Origin of the sequence: Polynucleobacter sp. AP-Reno-20A-A9, assembly GCF_018882085.1 — a bacterium.
In the GTDB taxonomy this organism is placed as follows: Bacteria; Pseudomonadota; Gammaproteobacteria; order Burkholderiales; family Burkholderiaceae; genus Polynucleobacter.
Map to the genome: position 1 here is coordinate 1 of NZ_JACVPB010000009.1, position 19,934 is coordinate 19,934.

Annotated in this window: 17 protein-coding genes; 4 read left to right on the forward strand and 13 right to left on the reverse strand. The window is 45.9% G+C overall.

Annotation, left to right across the window (positions count from 1 at the left end):
- Nucleotides 1–147: 147 nt before the first annotated feature.
- The 4 genes from ICN39_RS08450 to ICN39_RS08465 all read right to left on the reverse strand — a co-directional run bounded on the left by ICN39_RS08450 (nt 148) and on the right by ICN39_RS08465 (nt 4,344).
- Nucleotides 148–588 (reverse strand): HIT family protein, encoded by a 441-nt coding sequence (locus ICN39_RS08450; RefSeq protein WP_216233614.1) that lies wholly within the window; start codon nt 586–588, stop codon nt 148–150.
- Between the two features lie 103 nt (nt 589–691).
- On the reverse strand, nt 692–1,990 hold the full coding sequence (gene aceA / locus ICN39_RS08455; protein ID WP_216233615.1) for an isocitrate lyase: 1,299 nt from the start codon (nt 1,988–1,990) through the stop codon (nt 692–694).
- A gap of 260 nt (nt 1,991–2,250) precedes the next feature.
- Nucleotides 2,251–3,117: an amidohydrolase gene (locus ICN39_RS08460; RefSeq protein ID WP_370623716.1), complete on the reverse strand. Its 867-nt coding sequence runs from the start codon at nt 3,115–3,117 to the stop codon at nt 2,251–2,253.
- Nucleotides 3,118–3,126: 9 nt separating this feature from the next.
- Nucleotides 3,127–4,344, reverse strand: coding sequence for an MFS transporter (locus ICN39_RS08465; protein ID WP_216233677.1), 1,218 nt, complete (start codon nt 4,342–4,344; stop codon nt 3,127–3,129).
- A 152-nt stretch (nt 4,345–4,496) separates the two neighbouring features.
- Between ICN39_RS08465 and ICN39_RS08470 the strand changes: the two genes are divergently transcribed.
- The gene (locus ICN39_RS08470; protein ID WP_216233616.1) at nt 4,497–6,239 is read left to right on the forward strand and encodes an urea amidolyase family protein; all 1,743 of its coding nucleotides are present in this window, start codon (nt 4,497–4,499) and stop codon (nt 6,237–6,239) included.
- Nucleotides 6,239–6,958 carry a 5-oxoprolinase subunit PxpA gene (locus ICN39_RS08475; RefSeq protein WP_216233617.1) on the forward strand — a complete coding sequence of 240 codons (720 nt, stop codon included), beginning with the start codon at nt 6,239–6,241 and terminating at the stop codon, nt 6,956–6,958. The genes ICN39_RS08470 and ICN39_RS08475 overlap by 1 nt, the downstream gene beginning before the upstream one ends.
- Here ICN39_RS08475 and ICN39_RS08480 read toward each other — a convergent pair.
- Both ICN39_RS08480 and clpB read right to left on the reverse strand, forming a co-directional pair.
- A complete protein-coding gene (locus ICN39_RS08480) occupies nt 6,955–8,187 on the reverse strand; it encodes an MFS transporter (RefSeq protein ID WP_216233618.1) in 1,233 nt (410 codons plus the stop codon). The two genes, ICN39_RS08475 and ICN39_RS08480, sit on opposite strands and share 4 nt — an antisense overlap.
- A gap of 52 nt (nt 8,188–8,239) precedes the next feature.
- Entirely contained in the window at nt 8,240–10,843 is a 2,604-nt protein-coding gene (gene clpB / locus ICN39_RS08485; RefSeq protein WP_216233619.1) for an ATP-dependent chaperone ClpB, read from the reverse strand.
- Between the two features lie 91 nt (nt 10,844–10,934).
- On the opposite strand from clpB, the gene ICN39_RS08490 reads away from it, so the two are divergent.
- Both ICN39_RS08490 and ggt read left to right on the forward strand, forming a co-directional pair.
- Nucleotides 10,935–11,186 (forward strand): GIY-YIG nuclease family protein, encoded by a 252-nt coding sequence (locus ICN39_RS08490; RefSeq protein ID WP_216233620.1) that lies wholly within the window; start codon nt 10,935–10,937, stop codon nt 11,184–11,186.
- Between the two features lie 105 nt (nt 11,187–11,291).
- Complete coding sequence (gene ggt, locus ICN39_RS08495) at nt 11,292–12,890, forward strand: gamma-glutamyltransferase (protein ID WP_216233621.1); 1,599 nt, start codon at nt 11,292–11,294, stop codon at nt 12,888–12,890.
- Between the two features lie 73 nt (nt 12,891–12,963).
- Here the strand turns inward: ggt and ICN39_RS08500 are convergent.
- The 7 genes from ICN39_RS08500 to thrC form a co-directional block, all read right to left on the reverse strand.
- Nucleotides 12,964–14,324, reverse strand: a protein-coding gene (locus ICN39_RS08500) for an IS3 family transposase (RefSeq protein WP_216233622.1) whose coding sequence is annotated in 2 segments (ribosomal slippage) — nt 12,964–13,865 and nt 13,865–14,324 — 1,362 coding nt in all. Because the reading frame shifts where the segments join, the coding sequence is not laid out codon by codon here.
- Nucleotides 14,325–14,413: 89 nt separating this feature from the next.
- Entirely contained in the window at nt 14,414–15,682 is a 1,269-nt protein-coding gene (oxlT, locus tag ICN39_RS08505; RefSeq protein WP_216233623.1) for an oxalate/formate MFS antiporter, read from the reverse strand.
- A 217-nt stretch (nt 15,683–15,899) separates the two neighbouring features.
- The gene (locus ICN39_RS08510) at nt 15,900–16,481 is read right to left on the reverse strand and encodes a hypothetical protein (RefSeq protein ID WP_216233624.1); all 582 of its coding nucleotides are present in this window, start codon (nt 16,479–16,481) and stop codon (nt 15,900–15,902) included.
- Nucleotides 16,478–16,882, reverse strand: a complete 405-nt coding sequence (moaE, locus tag ICN39_RS08515) for a molybdopterin synthase catalytic subunit MoaE (RefSeq protein WP_255532406.1) — start codon at nt 16,880–16,882, stop codon at nt 16,478–16,480. Before moaE ends, ICN39_RS08510 begins: the two co-directional genes overlap by 4 nt.
- A 52-nt stretch (nt 16,883–16,934) precedes the next feature.
- The gene (gene moaD / locus ICN39_RS08520; protein ID WP_216233626.1) at nt 16,935–17,192 is read right to left on the reverse strand and encodes a molybdopterin converting factor subunit 1; all 258 of its coding nucleotides are present in this window, start codon (nt 17,190–17,192) and stop codon (nt 16,935–16,937) included.
- An 18-nt stretch (nt 17,193–17,210) separates the two neighbouring features.
- Nucleotides 17,211–18,434, reverse strand: a complete 1,224-nt coding sequence (gene glp, locus ICN39_RS08525; RefSeq protein WP_216233678.1) for a gephyrin-like molybdotransferase Glp — start codon at nt 18,432–18,434, stop codon at nt 17,211–17,213.
- Between the two features lie 54 nt (nt 18,435–18,488).
- Nucleotides 18,489–19,931: a threonine synthase gene (gene thrC, locus ICN39_RS08530; protein ID WP_216233627.1), complete on the reverse strand. Its 1,443-nt coding sequence runs from the start codon at nt 19,929–19,931 to the stop codon at nt 18,489–18,491.
- Nucleotides 19,932–19,934 lie beyond the last annotated feature (3 nt).

Sequence of the window (19,934 nt, forward strand, 5' to 3'; positions counted from 1 at the left end):
TTCCAGCGCTCCCACATTAAAGCCTTCTGGGTAGCTGTGTAATAGATTCGAGGTCGTTGTTTCATGAGCAACACTCCTTGCGCTTACGCAGTTTGTAGTGTGTTGCATCGACGGGTTGAAATCAAGGCCGAAAGCGGACAGCCACACCTAAGCAAGTGACGCAATCGAAGCCTTGATAGCAGCCGTCAATTCTTGAGCTTTTTTTCTTCTAGCTTCTAATACGGCTTCTTTGGTTTCTTGAGTCCTATTGGACCAGGCTGATCCCGGAAAGAAAGCATCATCTGTAAATCTAGGGATCACATGCCAATGAATATGCGGAACCATATTACCTAAGGCGGCAACATTTACCTTATCTGGGTGCATGACGTGGCGTATGGCTTCTTCAACAGCGAATACCAAAGTCATTAAGTGATCTCGCTCTCCATGAGTCAAGTCAGACATCTCAGCCACATGACGATTCCAAATGACCCGACAGAATCCAGGCAGATCAGGATCGTTCACCAGAATGACCCGGCAGTCATCGCCGCGCCAAATGAGCTGCCCCTCTTCGGGCTTGAGTTCGTCTTTACAGAGTACGCAATTAGTCATAGAAAGAATGTAAACGAAAACGGCACCTAAGTCACCCTTGTGGGGTCATTTAGGTGCCGCGGCAGTATGGTGCTACTGCTTACAACGTACTACTTAGGGATTCTTAATGGAACTGCTCTTCTTCAGTGGAACCAGTCAATGCTGTTACAGAAGACTTGCCACCTTGGATAACGGTAGTTACGTCATCGAAGTAACCAGTACCAACTTCTTGTTGATGTGAGACGAATGTGTAACCACGGTCACGAGCAGCAAATTCTGGCTCTTGTACCTTTTCGATGTATGCAGTCATACCGCGCTGCATGTAGTCTTGCGCCAAATCGAACATGTTGTACCACATAGAGTGGATACCGGCCAATGTGATGAACTGATACTTGTAACCCATTGCACCTAATTCACTTTGGAATTTAGCAATAGTTGCATCATCTAAGTTCTTCTTCCAGTTGAAAGAAGGTGAGCAGTTGTAGGCCAACATCTTACCTGGGAACTTCGCACGAATTGCTTCAGCAAATTGACGAGCAAAATCAAGATCAGGGGTACCAGTTTCACACCAAACCATGTCGGCGTAAGCAGCATATGCTAAACCACGTGAGATCGCTTGATCCAAGCCTTTACGTGTTTTGTAGAAACCTTCTGGCGTGCGTTCGCCCGTCAAGAATGGCTTGTCATTCGCGTCATAATCAGAAGTCAACAAGTCAGCAGCTTCAGCATCAGTACGGGCCAAGATGATAGTTGAAACACCCATCACATCAGCAGCCAAACGTGCAGAGATCAACTTCTGAACTGACTCAGCAGTAGGTAACAATACCTTACCGCCTAAGTGACCACACTTCTTAACGGAAGATAATTGATCTTCAAAGTGAACGCCAGCAGCGCCCTGCTTGATCAACGCTTTGCTTAATTCAAATGCATTCAATACACCGCCGAAACCAGCTTCAGCATCAGCAACGATTGGAGCAAAATATTCAATATATCCAGCATCACCTTTGTTGATGCCTTTAGCTGTTTGAATTTCATCAGCACGTTGGAATGAGTTATTAATACGCTCAACCATTTTAGGAACTGAATCTACTGGATACAAAGATTGATCTGGATACATGGCTGCATAAGAGTTACCGTCAGCAGCAACTTGCCAGCCTGACAAGTAAATTGCTTGTACACCAGCTTTAACCTGCTGCATTGCTTGACCACCAGTCAAAGCACCTAAACAATTAACGTAAGCTTCATTGTTTACTAATTCCCAAAGACGCTCAGCGCCATGCTTAGCTAAAGTGTGCTCAATTTTCAATGAGCCGCGAAGACGTACTACGTCCTCGGCTGTGTAGCCACGAGTAATACCTTTCCAGCGTGGATTAGTATCCCAGTCTTTTTGTAGTGCTGCGATTTCTGCTTTGCGATCTGCCATGTTTTTCTCCCTAAGTTAAACAAGTACTTCAAAATTTGAGGACCTTTAAGACCCATTCAAGTCTTATGTCTTATATAAGAGTTTAGACAGTTCAAAAAAGCAATCAAGGGAAATTTATGATATTTTTAAAAATATTTAGTTATTTAAATTCAACAACTTATATTTATATTTTTACTATGTGGAATGATCATTCACTAGTTGGGATGAAACGAATGGCTGCTTGTTGCACCGCATTTTACGCAGCGTAATGAGATTTCATATTATGAAAAGTAAAGCTTCTGTGGATTGGCACACAGGATACGATTGCGCATCGACTCGTCTGGCGCATATAAAGTGAGACTTTCAAGCATCTGCGCCACTGTTGGCATGACACCCCAATTGGCCACATGCGGCCAATCAGAACCCCAGACGCAACGATCTGGCGCAGCATCAATTAATGCCTTTGCGTAGGGGACCACATCTTGGTAAGGGGGGCCTTGATCCGTTAATCGGTATGCGCCCGACACTTTGACCCATGCCCTCTCTCGCACCAAATCAACAAGCGCTTTAAAACCAGGCGAATCCAGACCAACAGAAGTTTTTAAGTAGCCCATGTGATCAACCACAAGGGTGGACTTTAAGTTCTGCATGCGCGGCATTAATACTGGAAGATCATTTGCGTCTAATAAAAATTGAATATGCCAACCCCAATCTCTTGCTAGGGCATCACACTCCTCAAGCCTCGAAATATCTAAGCCGCCTCCAGAGAACATAAGGTTCATGCGAATGCCAACTACACCAGCATCCTTCATCTTTTGATAATAAGAATCTACTTGACCAAGCAATGGCACGGCAACCCCACGTAAGCGCTGCGGATGATGTCTTAACACCTTTAGCATTGGATCATTGTCTTGGCCATTCACACTGACTTGAATTAGGACGCCATAGGTCATCCCAACCTCATCAAGCATTCGAATGTATTGCTCCTCTGTTGCCTCAGGAGAAGTGTAAGAACGATCAGGCACAAAACTGGCAGCACTAATGACGTGTGCGTGCGTATCTACGGCGCCATTAGGTATCTTAAAAGGAAAAGGACCGCCCTGATGGTCGGGCGGTCCTGGGCAAAACGGAATATCTTTTTTTGTCACAAAAAACCGTTAGTTAGCCTGCAATTCTCGTCCTTTGGTTTCAGGAAGAATCACAGCAGCTATAAAGAAAACACCATAAGCAATCACCGCAAAGATCGCAATCGCCATGGCTAGTCCATACTGAGCCGAGAAGTAGCCGACCAAAGCAGGGAACAAAGCACCAATACCGCGGCCAAAGTTATAACAAAAGCCCTGACCGGATCCACGCAAGCGAGTTGGGAAGAGCTCAGTCAAGAATGCGCCCATACCGGAGAAATAACCGCTGGCAAAAAATCCTAGAGGGAAGCCAAGCCACATCATCATCTCGTTCGTAATTTCTAACTGAGTGTATGCCAAGACTAAAACTATTGCGCCCAGCGAGAAAGTCATAAAGAGTTTGCGACGGCCAAAGCGGTCAGCCATCCAAGCGCCAACTAGATAACCAACAAAGCTTCCAACAATCAGGAATGCCAAGTAACCGGTAGAGCCAACGACTGTTAATTTACGCTCAGCCTTTAGGAAGGTAGGTACCCAAGTAGTAATTGCGTAATAACCACCTTGTGCACCCATAGTCAACAAAGAAGCCAAGATAGTAGTCTTCAGGATACCCGGTTTGAAAATTTCAAAGATTGATGGTGAGTCACCAGCTGCCGCAACTTTTTCACGAGCAATCTTCGCAATCTCAGGCTCCTCTACATTACGACGGATATAGAGCAGGAGTAATGCTGGGAAAAAGCCCACAACAAACATTGCGCGCCATGCCATATCAGCAGGAAGCAAGCTAAACATAATGGCCTGCAGGAGCACAGCAGCGCCCCAACCTACCGCCCACGCGGATTGCACACTACCTACAGCGCGACCACGATATTCAGCGCGAATCGTCTCACCCATCAATACCGCACCAGCAGCCCACTCACCACCGAAACCAAAGCCCAAGAGTGCTCGAGCAATCATGAGCTGATTAAAGTCTTGTGTGAATGCACAAATCAAACTGAAGCTAGAAAACCAAAGAATCGTGAACTGAAGAGTGCGTACGCGACCGATACGATCGGCCAAATAACCTGCAAACCACCCACCAAATGCAGAAGCCAATAAAGTACCTGTAACTGCGAGACCAGCCATACCCCGATCGACCTGCCATACTGCAATAATGGTTCCGATCACCAAGGGGTAAATCATGAAGTCCATGCCGTCTAATGCCCAGCCCAAGAAGCAACCCCAAAAAGTTTTCTTTTCTTTGGGGTTCATGACCTTATAAAAACCAGTCAGACTGGTATCTGGTTGTTGACTCACTTTGTCTCCTTTATTTTTTAGGCTTTAAATTAATGAATGAGTAATATCTTTATAACCCAATTATTCCTACTAAAGCACAAACTAGAGAAAACCCCTAACACTCCATCATGATGCATTGCACACTAATTGGCGACCACAGCATATTGATTGATTTCTCCAAATCATCAGATGTCTTACAAGATATTCATGAGCTAAGCAAGCTACTGTTGACCAACAAACCCTTATGGGCGGCTGAAATCGTTCCCGGCCTAGATTCACTGGTCATTCAACTGCAATATACGCATGACAGTCCAAACCTAACGCGTCAACAAGCTTTTGCAGACCTAGAGAATATTCAGCGGCAGCTGGCAAAACAAAAGAAGCGCTCAACTTATCCGGCTAAGATTCACCGCATTCAAGTTTGTTATCACCCAGATGTCGCATTAGATCTGCACGCCATTGCTAAGGCCTGCCAATTATCTATTGAAGAGACGATTCATCTTCACAAGAAAAATCTTTATACAGCAGATATTCTGGGCTTTATGCCTGGGTTTGCATACTTCAGTGGCCTTAACCCTAAATTGCGCCTACCTCGCCTACCCTCTCCTCGGCCAGCAGTGCCTAAAGGTAGTGTTGCGATTGCAGAATTACAAACTGCAATCTACCCTCGAACCACGCCAGGTGGATGGAATCTTATTGGTCGCTCGCCCAATCAAATGTTTGACATCCAAAATCAACCGCCAGGATTATTTATGGCCGGAGATCAAATGCAGATTGAAGAAATTACTTTGGATGAGTTTTACAAACAGGATCAAAAGAACGCTCACCAAGAAATTATTCACGCATTAGATAAAACCAAAAACAAAGCATCTATTGAAGTATTGCAGTCTGGAACCTTTAGCACTATTCAAGATGAGCCAAGATCAGGCCTTTCTCATTGGGCGGTTGGCCCCGGCGGAGCCTGCGACTTATCATCACTTCATCTAGCAAATGCTTTAGTAAGCAACCCCTTAGAGATGGCTGCCATAGAGATGACCTCCAGCGGTCCAAGCCTTCTCTTTCATCAAGCGACTTGTGTAGCCTGGGTTGGCGCACACTGTGACGGCATTGTTGATGGTCTACGCATTCCAGGCAATCGACCCGTATGGCTGGCTAAAGGTAGTGTGCTCAAATTCTCGCCACTGAATCCTGGGTTTCGAGCGCTATTAGCAATTGGAGGCGGACTGCAATTACCTAAAATCTTGGGCCGCTCAGGCTCACACATCAGCGCTGATATTGGACCAAAACGCCTTGAAAAGGGGCAGATCTTATTACTCATCAATCCTCAATCACCTTTGCAATCCCCTTTCTTAAAATCACTCTTTAAAGAAGATGCATTGCCATCTTTCGCAAAATGGCATATCAAGTCACCTTTCGCGCCCCTGGAAACAATCACACCAATCTATTGTTTGGCAGGCCCTCACCTATCCTTTTTATCTATTAAAGAGCGAGAGTTATTTTGGTCAACCATTTGGACTGTGAGCAACCAAAGTAATCGCATGGGTCTACGCCTACAAGGTGAGTTCAAGGTCAAAAAGGATTTGCCCAATATTCCATCACAAGCAATTACGTTTGGAACTGTACAATTTCCGCCCTCACACGAACCTATTGTGATGCTTGCAGAGCACCAAACTACTGGCGGATACCCACGGTTAGCCGAAGTAATTCATTCCGATCTCATCAAATTGGCACAAGTCAAACCAGGCTCAAAAATACGATTAATTCCGATAGATATCGAAGAGGCAGACCGCTTCAATGCGGAAGCGTTAAAGTTACAAGAATCAACAATTAACTCAATTCAAACAATTATTCAAACCAGTGGAAATTCGTAATGGATATTAATAGCGATATGGGCGAAGGTTTTGGCGCATGGGAAATGGGCAACGATGCATTATTGCTTGACTACATTACATCGACCAATATTGCTTGTGGGTGGCACGCTGGCGATCCAGCACGGATGAAAAAGTTAGTTGAAATGGCAAGCAAAAAAGGGGTTCATATTGGCGCACATCCAGGCCTTCCAGATCTAGAGGGGTTTGGACGACGTGAGATGGCCATATCCGATCAGGATGCCTATAACTATGTTCTGTACCAAGCTGGCGCATTAAAAGCTTTTGTGAATGCAATTGGAAATAAGCTACATCATGTCAAACCGCATGGCGCTCTATATAACCAGGCAGCTAAAGACATCAAACTCGCACGAGGTATTGCACAGGCTGTAAAAGATTTAGGGTCCGAAGTTATTTTGTATGGCCTTGCGGGAAGCTGCCTGATCGATGCCGCCAAAGAGCTAAATATTCCGGCATGGCAAGAGGTATTTGCGGATCGCAAATATACCAAAGAAGGCTTTCTGGTCCCGCGCTCTCAAACGGGTGCAGTAATTGAAGATGAAACAGAAGCGCTTAATCAAGTTATTAGCATGTCAAAGAATGGTAAGGTCATCGCGATTGATGGCAGTGAAATCAAAATTCAGGCTGACACCTTATGCATTCATGGCGATAATCCGCATGCGGTTGAATTTGCAAAAAGGATTAAAGCGGCTCTAGCTTAAGCTGCTTGCCGACTCTTTGAGGTTACCTTAAAGACAGTTGGAATAATCATGAGCTGGAACACGACAATCCCAAGAAATAGCGCCTTTGGCAATCCAGCATCCATAAAGAAGCCAAAAATAAATGGGCCAACTGCGGCACCCAAATCAATTCCTGAATAAACGATTCCATATACACGTCCAGCTACGCCTTGAGGTGTTGCCTTTTTCACCAATAGATCTCGCGAAGGTGCCACCACTCCATATCCGAACCCCAGCGCAAAGAAGATGATAGGAATGAGATCAATTGAAATGAATCCTGTGGATAACAGCAAGCACATTACTACCGTGATAGAGAGGCAGATGGAGACAATTCTTTCTGGTGCCTGCAACTTCGCCGCCAAGTAGCCCCCAAATAAAACTCCTCCAGCACTCCCCAATGCCAAAAGCGTAATGTAGTAACTACCTACATTTAAAGGAACTTCATAAATACTAAAGAGTGCACTTGGCGCAAAAGATTGTAAGCTCGAGGTGGAGGCCATACTGAAGAAAAAGAAGACCCAACATAACCAAACTGCTGGCAACCTCAAGAATGCGAATGGACTCTCCTGAGCAATGCCAGGATTAGCAGCCTGAGTACTTGCATGCGTATTCTCATGACGCTCTTTAACATTGTCTAAAAGATAATTTTTATTGACCCAAAGAATCGCTAAGACACAAACCTCCAGTAGTGCTGCAGATAAGAATGCAATGCGCCAATCGGCCAATTGAGCAATCGCCACCATGAAGGCTGGCGCAGCTGCCCACCCCAAGTACCCTGTGACACCATGCATTGAATAGGCATATGGAAGATTGGGTGGTGACACCTTGTGATTGATGAGTGTGTAGTCAACGGGATGAAAAATACCGTTACCGCATCCAGCAATGACCGCCCCCAATAAGAGCATGGCATAACCATTACTTTGGGAATACACCAGCGCTGCAATGACAAGCAAGCTTATGCCGCCAAATAAAACTGGCCGAGCTCCAATACGGTCTACTAAAAAACCAGATGTAGCCTGAGCTACACAAGACACAACAAAGAAGACCGACATGAGTAAACCGAGTTCGGCATAACTCAATGCAAAAGCATCCTTCAACCATGGGAACATGGGAGGAAGCACTAAATGAAAGAAATGGGAGCTGCCGTGAGCTAGGCTAATGAGACCAATAACCCGGACATCACTGGCACGCCTACTAAGCGCAACAGTCATGTACCGAGTTTACTGGCGCAGGAATATTCCTGCTGAACTATATTTTGACTACTTAATGGACCTGACGGCTAAAGCTAAAGTCACCGGCTTTATCAACATCGACAGGCACTACATCCATGGGTCCAAACTTACCTTCCAAAATCATCTTAGATACTGGGTTTTCAATATGCTGCTGAATCGCCCGCTTAAGTGGCCTTGCTCCAAAGACTGGATCAAAACCCACCTCGGCAATCTTATTCAAGGCTGCATCACTGACCTCAAGCTGCATATCCACTTTTGCCAAACGATCTGACAAGTTCTTCAGCAAGATCTTCGCAATACTCGCAATATTGCCCTTGTCTAGGCCATGGAACACAACGATTTCATCAATACGGTTTAAGAACTCAGGGCGGAAATGATTCTTTAGCTCTTCAAATACCGCTTCTTTAATTTCTGCTTGCTTCTTATCCACCATTGACTGAATCAAGTGTGAACCAATATTACTGGTCATGACAATGACGGTATTCTTGAAGTCCACGGTGCGACCTTGACCATCTGTCAAGCGACCATCATCAAGCACCTGTAAGAGCACATTGAATACGTCTGGATGCGCTTTTTCGATTTCATCAAACAAGATCACGCTATATGGATGACGACGAACTTGCTCGGTTAAATAACCACCCTCTTCGTAGCCAACGTAACCAGGAGGCGCGCCGATTAAACGTGCCACGCTATGCTTCTCCATAAACTCACTCATATCAATACGAATGAGGTGATCTTCGCTATCAAATAAGAAGCCGGCCAGCGCTTTACAGAGCTCGGTTTTACCGACCCCTGTAGGCCCAAGGAATAAGAAGGATCCATAAGGACGATTCTCTTCAGCCAAACCAGCGCGGGAACGGCGAATAGCATCCGATACCGCGCGAATGGCCTCTTCTTGACCAACCACACGCTTATGCAACAACTCCTCCATCTTGAGCAATTTATCGCGTTCGCCCTGCATCATCTTCGATACCGGAATACCTGTCGCACGAGAAACCACTTCCGCAATTTCTTCGGCGCCAACTTGGGTGCGAAGTAACTTATTCTTCACTACGCCATCTTTGCCACCCTTAGCTTCTGCTGCAGCAGCAGACTTCAACTTAGCCTCAAGCTCAGGCAACTTCCCATATTGCAACTCCGCAACCTTTTCTAACTTGCCATCGCGTTGTAACTTTGCAATATCTACCCTTACTTTTTCAATTTCCTCTTTCAGATGAGCTGCGCCTAATACAGCGCCCTTCTCCGCTTTCCAAACCTCTTCTAAATCAGCGTACTCAGCGCCCAGACGTTTAATCTCATCCTCAATGAGGCCTAGGCGTTTTTGTGAAGCCTCATCCTTCTCCTTCTTAACCGCTTCGCGTTCAATCTTCAATTGAATCAAGCGACGCTCCAGCCTATCCATCACTTCAGGCTTAGAGTCGATCTCCATTCGAATCCGCGAACCCGCTTCATCAATCAGGTCAATCGCCTTATCTGGCAAGAAACGATCCGTAATGTAGCGATGTGATAACTCGGCAGCTGCAACAATTGCTGGATCAGTAATTTCGATACCGTGATGCAGTTCATAGCGCTCTTTAAGGCCGCGCAAGATCGCAATGGTTGCTTCAACGGTAGGCTCTTCCACCATCACTTTTTGGAAACGGCGTTCGAGGGCAGGATCTTTTTCGATGTACTTCCGGTATTCATCCAAGGTAGTTGCACCGATGCAATGCAGTTCACCTCGAGCCAATGCAGGCTTGAGCATATTGCCAGCATCCATTGCGCCCTCTCCCTTGCCTGCGCCAACCATCGTATGAATCTCGTCAATAAAGATAATGGTTTGACCTTCATCTTTGGCGACATCGCTCAGAACAGCCTTGAGACGCTCTTCGAATTCACCGCGATACTTGGCACCAGCTAATAACAAAGCCATATCCAAGACCAAGACACGCTTATTTTTCAAAGTCTCAGGCACTTCGCCATTAACGATGCGTTGCGCTAAGCCTTCAACAATAGCGGTCTTACCCACACCAGGCTCACCTATGAGCACGGGATTGTTCTTACCGCGACGTTGCAAAATTTGGATGGTGCGACGAATCTCATCATCACGACCAATAACTGGATCAAGCTTACCCATACGAGCACGCTCCGTTAAATCCACCGTGTATTTCTTTAAGGCTTCACGTTGTCCTTCAGCATCTGCACTATTCACTGATTCTCCTCCGCGCACTAAATCAATAGCCGCTTCTAACGATTTACGATTTAATCCATTTTCACGGGCCACTTTACCGAGCTCGCCTTTGTCATCAGCCACTATTAGCAAGAACAATTCACCTGCAATAAATTGATCACTGCGCTTATTGGCTTCTTTTTCACATAGGTTGAGCCAATTACTTAAATCACGGCCGACCTGTACTTCCCCGCCGGTGCCTTGCACTTCAGGGAGATTGCCAATGATCTTCTCTACGCCTTTTTCCAGCCCAGAGACATTAACTCCTGCTCGGGTCAATAAACTCTTGGCTCCGCCATCAGAATCACGCAACATAGCCAGCAACACGTGGGCAGGCTCAATATATTGGTTATCTTTGGCTAAAGCGATACTTTGGGCCTCACTTAAGGCCTCTTGGAATTTGGTTGTTAATTTATCTATTCTCATTTTTTCACTCCATATATCTATCTATAGAATATAAGGGCATTAATAATAATTTCAAGCATCCAACGCACTTTTAACCCAAATTTGACCTATTTTGACCTGGCTTGTTTACCTACTCGAGTGTGCTGACGGCACCTACTATGCCGGCATTACCAACCGTTTAGAGCATCGCTTAGAGGCCCATAACTCGGGGCAAGGTGCTCGATATACTAGATCGCGCAGACCAGTTGCCCTCTTGGCAACACAAGAACACCCTGACCGTTCCGAGGCCTCTAAAGCCGAGCTCCGCTTAAAACGTCTACCGAGATCTGAAAAGCTAGCATTTTTTGAGATCACCACAAAGTAATAGGCACCATATCAACCAAAATTGGGCATAGATAGTCAGAACAATATTTAGGCCAGCAATACAATATAGCCATAACAAAACCAATCATTTAACCGGACAACAATCATGCAACCAAAATGGGGAACCAGAGGAATGGCGGTAGCGCCACATTCTCTAGCATCAGAATCTGCTTTAGCTGTTTTACGAGAAGGCGGCAATGCCTTGGAAGCAATGGTTGCTGCTGCCGCAACTATTGCAGTGGTCTACCCTCACATGAACTCCATAGGCGGCGACTCCTTCTGGGTGATTCATTCACCAGGCAAGGCCATGGGTGGAATTGATGCCTGCGGCGCAGCTGCTGGTTTAGCGACAAAGCAATGGTACGCAGAACGCGGCATCACCAAAGCAATCCCATTTCGTGGTGCAGTAGCGGCCAATACAGTTGCTGGGACCATCTCTGGTTGGGGCGCAGCTCACCAGCTCTCTAAGCAAGGGTTGGGTGGCAAGCTACCACTGTCCCGTTTACTGGCTGATGCGATTCACTATGCAGAAGCCGGAACACCAGTTACCTTCAGTCAATCCAGTCTTACAGAAAAGAAGCGCCAAGAGCTGAGTCCAATCCCAGGCTTCGCAGAGACTTTTTTAGTAGACGGCAAAGCACCCGCCGTTGGCAGCATCTTTAAGCAAGAGCGCCTTGCAAAAACCTTGCGTCAGATTGCTAAAAAAGGCACGGATGACTATTACCGTGGCGAACTAGCTGAATCACTGGCAAAAGAGCTTGCTGAGTTAGGAAGTCCGCTGAGATTAGACGACCTGCACCGTCACAAAGCCAAGCTCATAGACCCTCTTGAGCTAAAACATAGCACGGGCAATGTCTACAACATGACGCCGCCCACACAAGGCGTGGTCTCATTAATGATTATTGGCATCTTGGATCAACTGAACTTAAAACGCTTCAAAGTGGACAGTCCGGAATACGTTCATCACTGCGTTGAGGCAACTAAGCAAGCATTTAAGATTCGCGATCAGTTTGTAACAGACCCTGCGTATATGACAAAGAATGCGCAATCATTCTTGGATCCTGCATTCCTGAAAAAGCTAGCCAAAAATATCGATCTCAATAAGGCGCTTCCATGGGGCCAAGGTAAAGGTCCTGCAGATACTATTTGGATGGGTGTCATTGACGGCGATGGTAATTGCGTTTCCTTTATTCAAAGTATCTATCATGAGTTTGGGGCAGGCATTGTGCTTCCTAGCTCAGGTGTCAACTGGCAAAACCGCGGTTGCAGTTTTTCTCTAGATCCAAATACACTCAATCACCTTGAGCCGTATCGCAAACCTTTTCACACCCTTAACCCAGCGATGGCTTTATTTAAGGATGGTCGCTCAATGGTTTATGGAACGATGGGTGGAGATGGTCAACCACAAACTCAGTGTGCAGTATTTACTCGTACAGCTACTTATGGCCTTGATCCACAAGATGCTATTAGTCGCCCACGCTGGTTACTTGGTCGCACCTGGGGGCAAACGAGTGATAGCTTAAAACTAGAATCACGCTTTGGTCCAGAAGTGGTAAAAAAACTTCATGCCTTAGGCCATGAAATTGAAATGCTAGACGCCTTTGATGAAACCGTTGGTCATGCAGGTTGCATTATTCGCGACCCATCTGGAATATTGCAAGGAGGATGGGACCCTAGAAGCGATGGCGCGGTTAGCTCGTTCTAGTATTGAACAATTATCTTGTGACATTAAAAAAGGCTACCGAATTGAACTGACCCCCATTAGTTGGACAGTTTAATTAGGTTAGCACGAGGGATTGAGTTCGGTATTGCACCGGGCTTAATCCCTTTAGTTTTTGTTTGATCCGATCATGGTTGTAATAGTGGATATATTCCTTTAGCTCGTTTTTAAATGATTGAACATCCTCAAACTTCTTTTGGTAGAAGAACTCTGTTTTCATAATTCCAAACCAGTTTTCCATTACCGCGTTATCTAGGCAGTTTCCTTTTCTAGACATACTCTGAGTAATGCCTTGTTCTTCCAAGGCTTGTTGATACAGCCCCATTTGATATTGCCAGCCTTGGTCGGAGTGGAGTATGGGCCTGTCTTTGGGTTTGAGTTGCTTAAAGGCCTCTTGGAGCATTTGCATGACCGAGCTAATCTGCGGCCGATCAGCAATCTCGTAGGAGATGATCTCGCTGTTGTAAAGATCCAAGATGGGGGATAGATATACCTTCTGACCTTTGATATTGAACTCAGTGACATCCGTTACCCACTTTTGATTGGGTACTTTTGCGACAAAGTCACGCTCGAGCAAATTAGGCGCCACCCTGCCTACGGATCCCTTGTAAGACTGATAGCGCTTAGGTCTTACCGTAGATTTGAGCCCGAGTTGCCCCATCAGTTTTTGCACGGTTTTGGGGTTAAGGTAATGCTGCTGATTGCTCAGCTCTAAATGGACTCGTCGATAACCATAACGCCCCTGATGGGCATTAAAGATGGCGCTAATCTGGACCTTGGCATTGGCATGGGGATCAGTATTGCTGCTGGCTTTTTGCCAGTAGTAATACACGCTTTTGGGCATTTGGGCTGCCAGCAAAATGACTTGCAATGGATAGTACTGCCTTAACTCAGTGATTACTTGGACTTGTTCTTGCTTACCAGGTGCTTTTGCTGGGCTAAGGCTTCGAGCTTTTTTAGATAAGCGTTCTCCACCTCCAAATACTGTGCTTTGCGCAGTAACTCTTCATGCGTAAGTGAGGTTAGGGGCTTGGTAAGCAAGGCCTTAATATCGCTAGGTTTTGACATGGGTGGCCGTCCCTTGGGCTTAGGTTCTAGGGCTGTAATACCACCCTCATTGTAGAGGCGTTGCCAATGGCTAATCGAGCTTGGGGCTGGAATATTAAAGCGGGCTGACGCTTGATTGATTGAGAGTTGATCTTGCTCCATCGCTTTAAGCACGGACAGCTTAAAGGCGCTGGGGTGATAAGTGTAGGTCTTCGTTAGGCTGTTTTGGCCATGGACTTGATAAGCATGAACCCATTTGCGCACATAGGCGTATTTAACGCCATACTGGTCTGCGACGGCCTTAAAACCACCGTTGCCAGCGAGATAATGCTTAATAACTGCTAGCTTGAATGCTTTGCTGTATTTGGACATAAAACTGACCCTTTGGAGTTGGATTGGGTGTCCAACTTTTGTGGGTCAGTTCAAATTGGTAGCCTTTTTTGTATGCAATTTTTTACAACTTATGCAGCAAGTGTCTTCATGTACTTAGCACGCATTGGGCGCAGTACGAAGAACGCTAGGATAGCCGCAGTAGCATCCAAGACGATCATGATGGCAAATACAGGAATCCAGCTTTCAGTTACACCATGAATATAGGCTGCAACTGGAGCGCCGATAATGGAGCCAACGCCTTGAGCCATATACAAGAAACCATAGTTTGTAGTTGCATGCTTTTGACCAAAAGTATCGGTCAAAGTAGATGGGAATAAAGAGAAAATCTCACCCCAACCGAAGAACACAATACCTGAGAGTAGTACGAACATGACAGGATCTGAACGTGTCATTACCCAAGCAAACATAGCAACCGCTTCTAAACCGAAGGCAATGGTCATCGTATATTCACGTCCAATGCGATCGGATACCCAACCAAATATTGGTCGAGTTAAACCATTAGTTACGCGATCAATTGTTAAAGCTAAAGGCAAGGCGGCCATCCCAAAAACCATGGCAGATGTAATGCCAAAGTCTTTTGCGAATGCGCCCATTTGAGAGATCACCATCAATCCCGATGTAGACATCATGGACATCATCAAAAACATTAACCAAAATACTGGTGTCTTTAACATTGTCTTTGGTGCGACCCCTGATGAAGCAGCTTCTATTTGATCGGCTGTTTGCGCGCGATCAGCATGAGGAACACGAATACCTTGTGCAGCCAATAAACCAACAGCGCCGATGATGTAACCAAAGAATGTCAGCGTGCCCTGAATACCGGTCTCAGTCAAGCTAGTGGAAATTGGGAAAGTAGTCAGCAATGCGCCGATACCGTAACCAGCAGCAACCATACCTACTGCAAATCCACGATTGTTTGGGAACCAACGAACCATCAAGCCAACAACGCCGATGTAAACAATACCGGTGCCTAATCCGCCTAAAACACCGTAGGTGAGGTAAAGATTAGATACGGTAGTCAGGTTAGCTGAAAGAACCCAGCTTGCACCCGTCAGAATGGTACCAATGGATAACAAAAGGCGAGGGCCAAATTTATCGACTAAGTAACCCTGAAACGGTGAGAAGAAAGTCTGCAACACAATCAAGATCGAAAATGTTATCTGTAGCTCTGTCAAAGTAACGCCAAGTTGCCCCATGATTGGCTTGGTAAATAAAGCCCAAACATATTGAGGACTGGATATAGACATCATACAAATTACGCCTAAAGCCAATTGAACCCACTTCGACTTTAGAGGATTCTTACTAGCGCTTTCCGCGCCCATTACAGCTGAAGTCATGCGAATCTCCGGTTTATTGTTTAATCAAAATTTCTAAATACTTTTGTACATGCATTTTGATCTAAATTGGCGGGTAATTACTAAGGAATTCCCTAAGATGGTGCATCAGCGCTTATTTTGATACTACTTGATGCACCAATAAAAACAAAAACCGCCCCTGGGGGTAGTTGATCTATTTAAATAGGAAATTGTTTATATAGATTAGGCTGATTCTGATCTAACAACCAGAAGCTGTTGCCGTTGAAACACTAACTCCAGCTGTACCCGGCAAACTAGACCAAGCTTGATTGGATGAGGTTATGGGTAGCATATAAGCCCAATGCGTAAGACCAGCCGTTCCGTTACCAGTTGACATCTGCATCAAAAATGCAGGTTGACCGCTAGATGTAGTCAACTGCCCAGAGCCGACAGTTAGGGATGATCCATAGAAACCAATAGACACTGAATTATTAGCCGTTACGGACCCCACAATCGTTGATGCAGACCAAGTAGCGCCATTGTTAGTGCTAGCAAAAGAGCAGCCCAATAAAAACCCTTGATTTACAGAGGTAAAGTGCCAAACTGTTTGATCATTTACAGCAGTTGTTTTTGGATTTCCAGAAGAGTTATATGCATAGGCCAATAAATAATCAGTTGGCACATACCAATACGTATCCACAAAAGCAGAAAGATCTTTTGTTGCCAAAGTAGCTGGGGTTGATTGCGCTTGTACGCTATCGCCCACACCGCAACCAGACAAACCTAACGCAGAAAGAATCGACATGCAAAATAAGAGTTTTCTGGTCACGGTATTTTTCATAACTTTGTCCATTTAGATAGCGCTTCCTCATCAACCACGCGGGCATCAACCCAGCGAGCCCCTTCTGGGGTATCTTCTTTTTTCCAAAATGGCGCCGCAGTTTTAAGGTAGTCCATGATGAATTCGCAAGCAGAGAAGGCCTCACCGCGATGCGCACTGGTGACCGCCACTAATACGATTTGATCTTCAGGCAATAAAGGCCCAACACGATGAATCACCAATGTCTGATATATATCCCATCGTGCTTTGGCTTGATCCAGAATTTCTTGGAGTGCTTTTTCAGTCATGCCAGGGTAATGCTCAAGTGTCATGCCTTTTACTTGGCTGCCGTCATTCATATCACGCACAGTACCCAAAAACGTCACTACAGCACCCACACGTGGGTCGCCTTTGCGCAGCATTGCTATCTCCGCGCTTAGATCAAAATCATTTTCCTGGATCTTGATCGGCACATTAGCCCCCAGTAACCGGCGGGAAGAAAGCCACTTCAGCACCATCTTGCAATGAAGTATTCGCATTAACCATATGTTGATTTAAGGCGCAGCGTAATAGTTTGCCAGCCGCCAAGACTTCAGCCCATGGATTACCACGTTCAATGAGGTGCGCCCTGAGATCGGCAATCGTTTTTACGTTATCCGGAATAGTGACGGTCTCTTGCGAGACACCAAGTGCTTCACGCAATGAGGCAAAGAATCGTAATTCGAGTTTCATGAAGTAATCGTAAACCGATTATTTGAGGAGCGCATCAAAGGGGATGTACTTCACCAAATCTCCAGCCTTAATAGGCTGGTTTGGCGGGCAATCTACCAAACCATCACCCCAAGAGGCACTAGTGAGTACGCCAGAGCTTTGATTGGGAAATAAATCTAGACCTCCTTGCTCATTCGTTTTGACGCGCAAAAATTCATTGCGGCGATCTGCTTTTAACCAATCAAAATCTGCACGCATGAAATAAGACTGGGGCTGCTTAGCTTCGCGGCCCTGTAATTTCAGAATAAAAGGACGCACGAATAATAAGAAGGTAACAAAGCTGGATACAGGGTTGCCGGGTAGACCAATGAACCAGGCTTTGCCATCTTTAGGATCATCTGATTTACGTACCGCACCAAAAGCCAGCGGCTTACCGGGCTTAATAGCGATCTGCCATAAGTCTAATCTTCCTTCAGCAGTAACCGCAGGCTTGATGTGATCTTCTTCTCCGACAGAAACACCACCGGAGGTAATAATCAAATCATGATCTTTGCTGGCTTTACGCAATGCTGCACGTGTTGCATCTAAACGGTCTGGGACGATCCCCAAATCAGTTGCATCACAACCTAAAGACTTGAGGCAGGCTAATAAGGTATCTCGATTCGAGTTGTAAATGCCGCCCGGCTTTAGGGGCTCACCCGGAAGAGCCAACTCATCGCCCGTGAAAAATGCAGCCACCTTAACGCGACGCTTCACATTTAAATGAGTCAAGCCAGCTGAAGCAGCTACACCTAACTCCTGTGGGCGCAAGAATGTTCCGGCGGTCAAACAAGTTTTACCAGCAGTTAAATCCTCGCCTCTGCGACGAATCCACTGGCCTAATGTCGGAGCCATGTTGATGGTTACTTGATCAACTTGAGCTTCTATCGAGCAATCCTCCTGCATCACCACCGCATCTGCACCAGGAGGTACAGGGGCGCCCGTGAAGATTCGAGCAGCTGTGCCAGCCTCTAACTGAGTCCCCATCGAGCCAGCCGGAATACGTTGCGCAATTTTCAGGGTGCTTCCAGGATTTTTGGTATCAGCCGCGCTAACTGCATAACCATCCATCGAGGTGTTATCTAGTGGAGGTACATCCACTAGACTATTGACGTTTTCAGCAAGTACACGACCTAAAGCAGCCTGCATGGCTATCTTCTCACTCTCACCAACAGTTTGGGCATGAGAAAGCAAATGATCTAATGCCTGCTGCGCAGTCAACATCGGTGGCTTAGTCATAGGATGGCTCTTTATTGCTGCAATTTTCTCGGTTAAAAATTAACCCAGATGTGTTGTGATGAAGTCTTTAACTTGGTTAACATCCGCATCGATATTTTCAACGCGCTGCGGCTTTGATTTGATATCTTTAAATGCTGGTGGGCATTCAGCAGGGCGACCTAAAGCAATTTCAATAGTTTCTTCAAACTTAATTGGCAAGGCTGTCTCGAGAACAATCATCGGAATGCCAGTTTGCAAGTGCTCACGAGCAACCTTCACACCATCAGCAGTATGTGTATCAATCATGACGCCATAGCGTTGATCAATATCACGAATGGTTTCTAGGCGATTCTCGTGCGTGCTACGACCAGATTGGAAACCATACTTAACCAGCTCTTTAAAGACCGTGTCTTTTGAGATGTCAAATCCACCAGCTTCATCTACTTGCTTAAACATGGCTGCAGTGGCTTTACCGTCTTGACCCATGAAATCAAATACAAATCGCTCAAAGTTACTCGCTTTGGAGATATCCATGGATGGGCTCGATGTATGAAGCGTCTCAGCAGACTTGCGTGCACGATATACGCCGGTGCGGAAGAACTCATCCAGCACATCATTCTCGTTTGTTGCGGCTATCAAATGCTCAATAGGCAAACCCATCATGCGAGCAATATGACCTGCGCAGATATTGCCAAAGTTGCCAGACGGCACTGTGAATGACACCTTCTCGGAGCTGGACTTGGTAGCTAGGAGATAACCTTGGAAGTAATACACCACTTGAGCTACCACACGACCCCAGTTAATGGAGTTCACGGTGCCGATTTTGTTCTTCGCTTTGAAGGCATGATCATTACTCACCGCCTTAACGATATCTTGGCAATCATCAAAAACGCCAGCTACTGCTAAGTTAAAAATATTAGGGTCTTGCAAGGAATACATTTGCGCAGACTGAAAGGCGCTCATCTTCCCGCGTGGTGAGAGCATAAACACCTTCACACCCTCTTTGCCGCGCATTGCGTACTCAGCTGCGCTACCTGTATCACCAGAGGTGGCGCCCAAAATATTGAGCTGCTGACCTTTTTTCTTTAAGGCGTACTCAAAAAGATTGCCCAGCAATTGCATGGCCATATCTTTAAAAGCCAACGTTGGGCCATTTGAAAGACTCAATAGACCAATGCGAGTGCCATGCTCTTCACCCAGCCAATGTATCGGGGTAATGTCTTTAGCATTGTCTTGAGGGCGACCATTGCAATACACCTGCTCTGTATAGGTTTTGCGCAAGAGTGCACGTAAATCTGCTTCGGGAATATCGTCGGAGTACAGACTCAAGACTTCATAAGCAAGATCAGCGTATGACAAACTGCGCCATGAATCTAGTTGCGCTGCAGTGACTTGTGGGTATTGAGTAGGTAAATACAAGCCGCCATCAGGCGCCAATCCCCCTAATAAAATTTCTAAGAAGGATTGTTGTGGACTATTGCCACGAGTAGATTGGTAACGCATGTG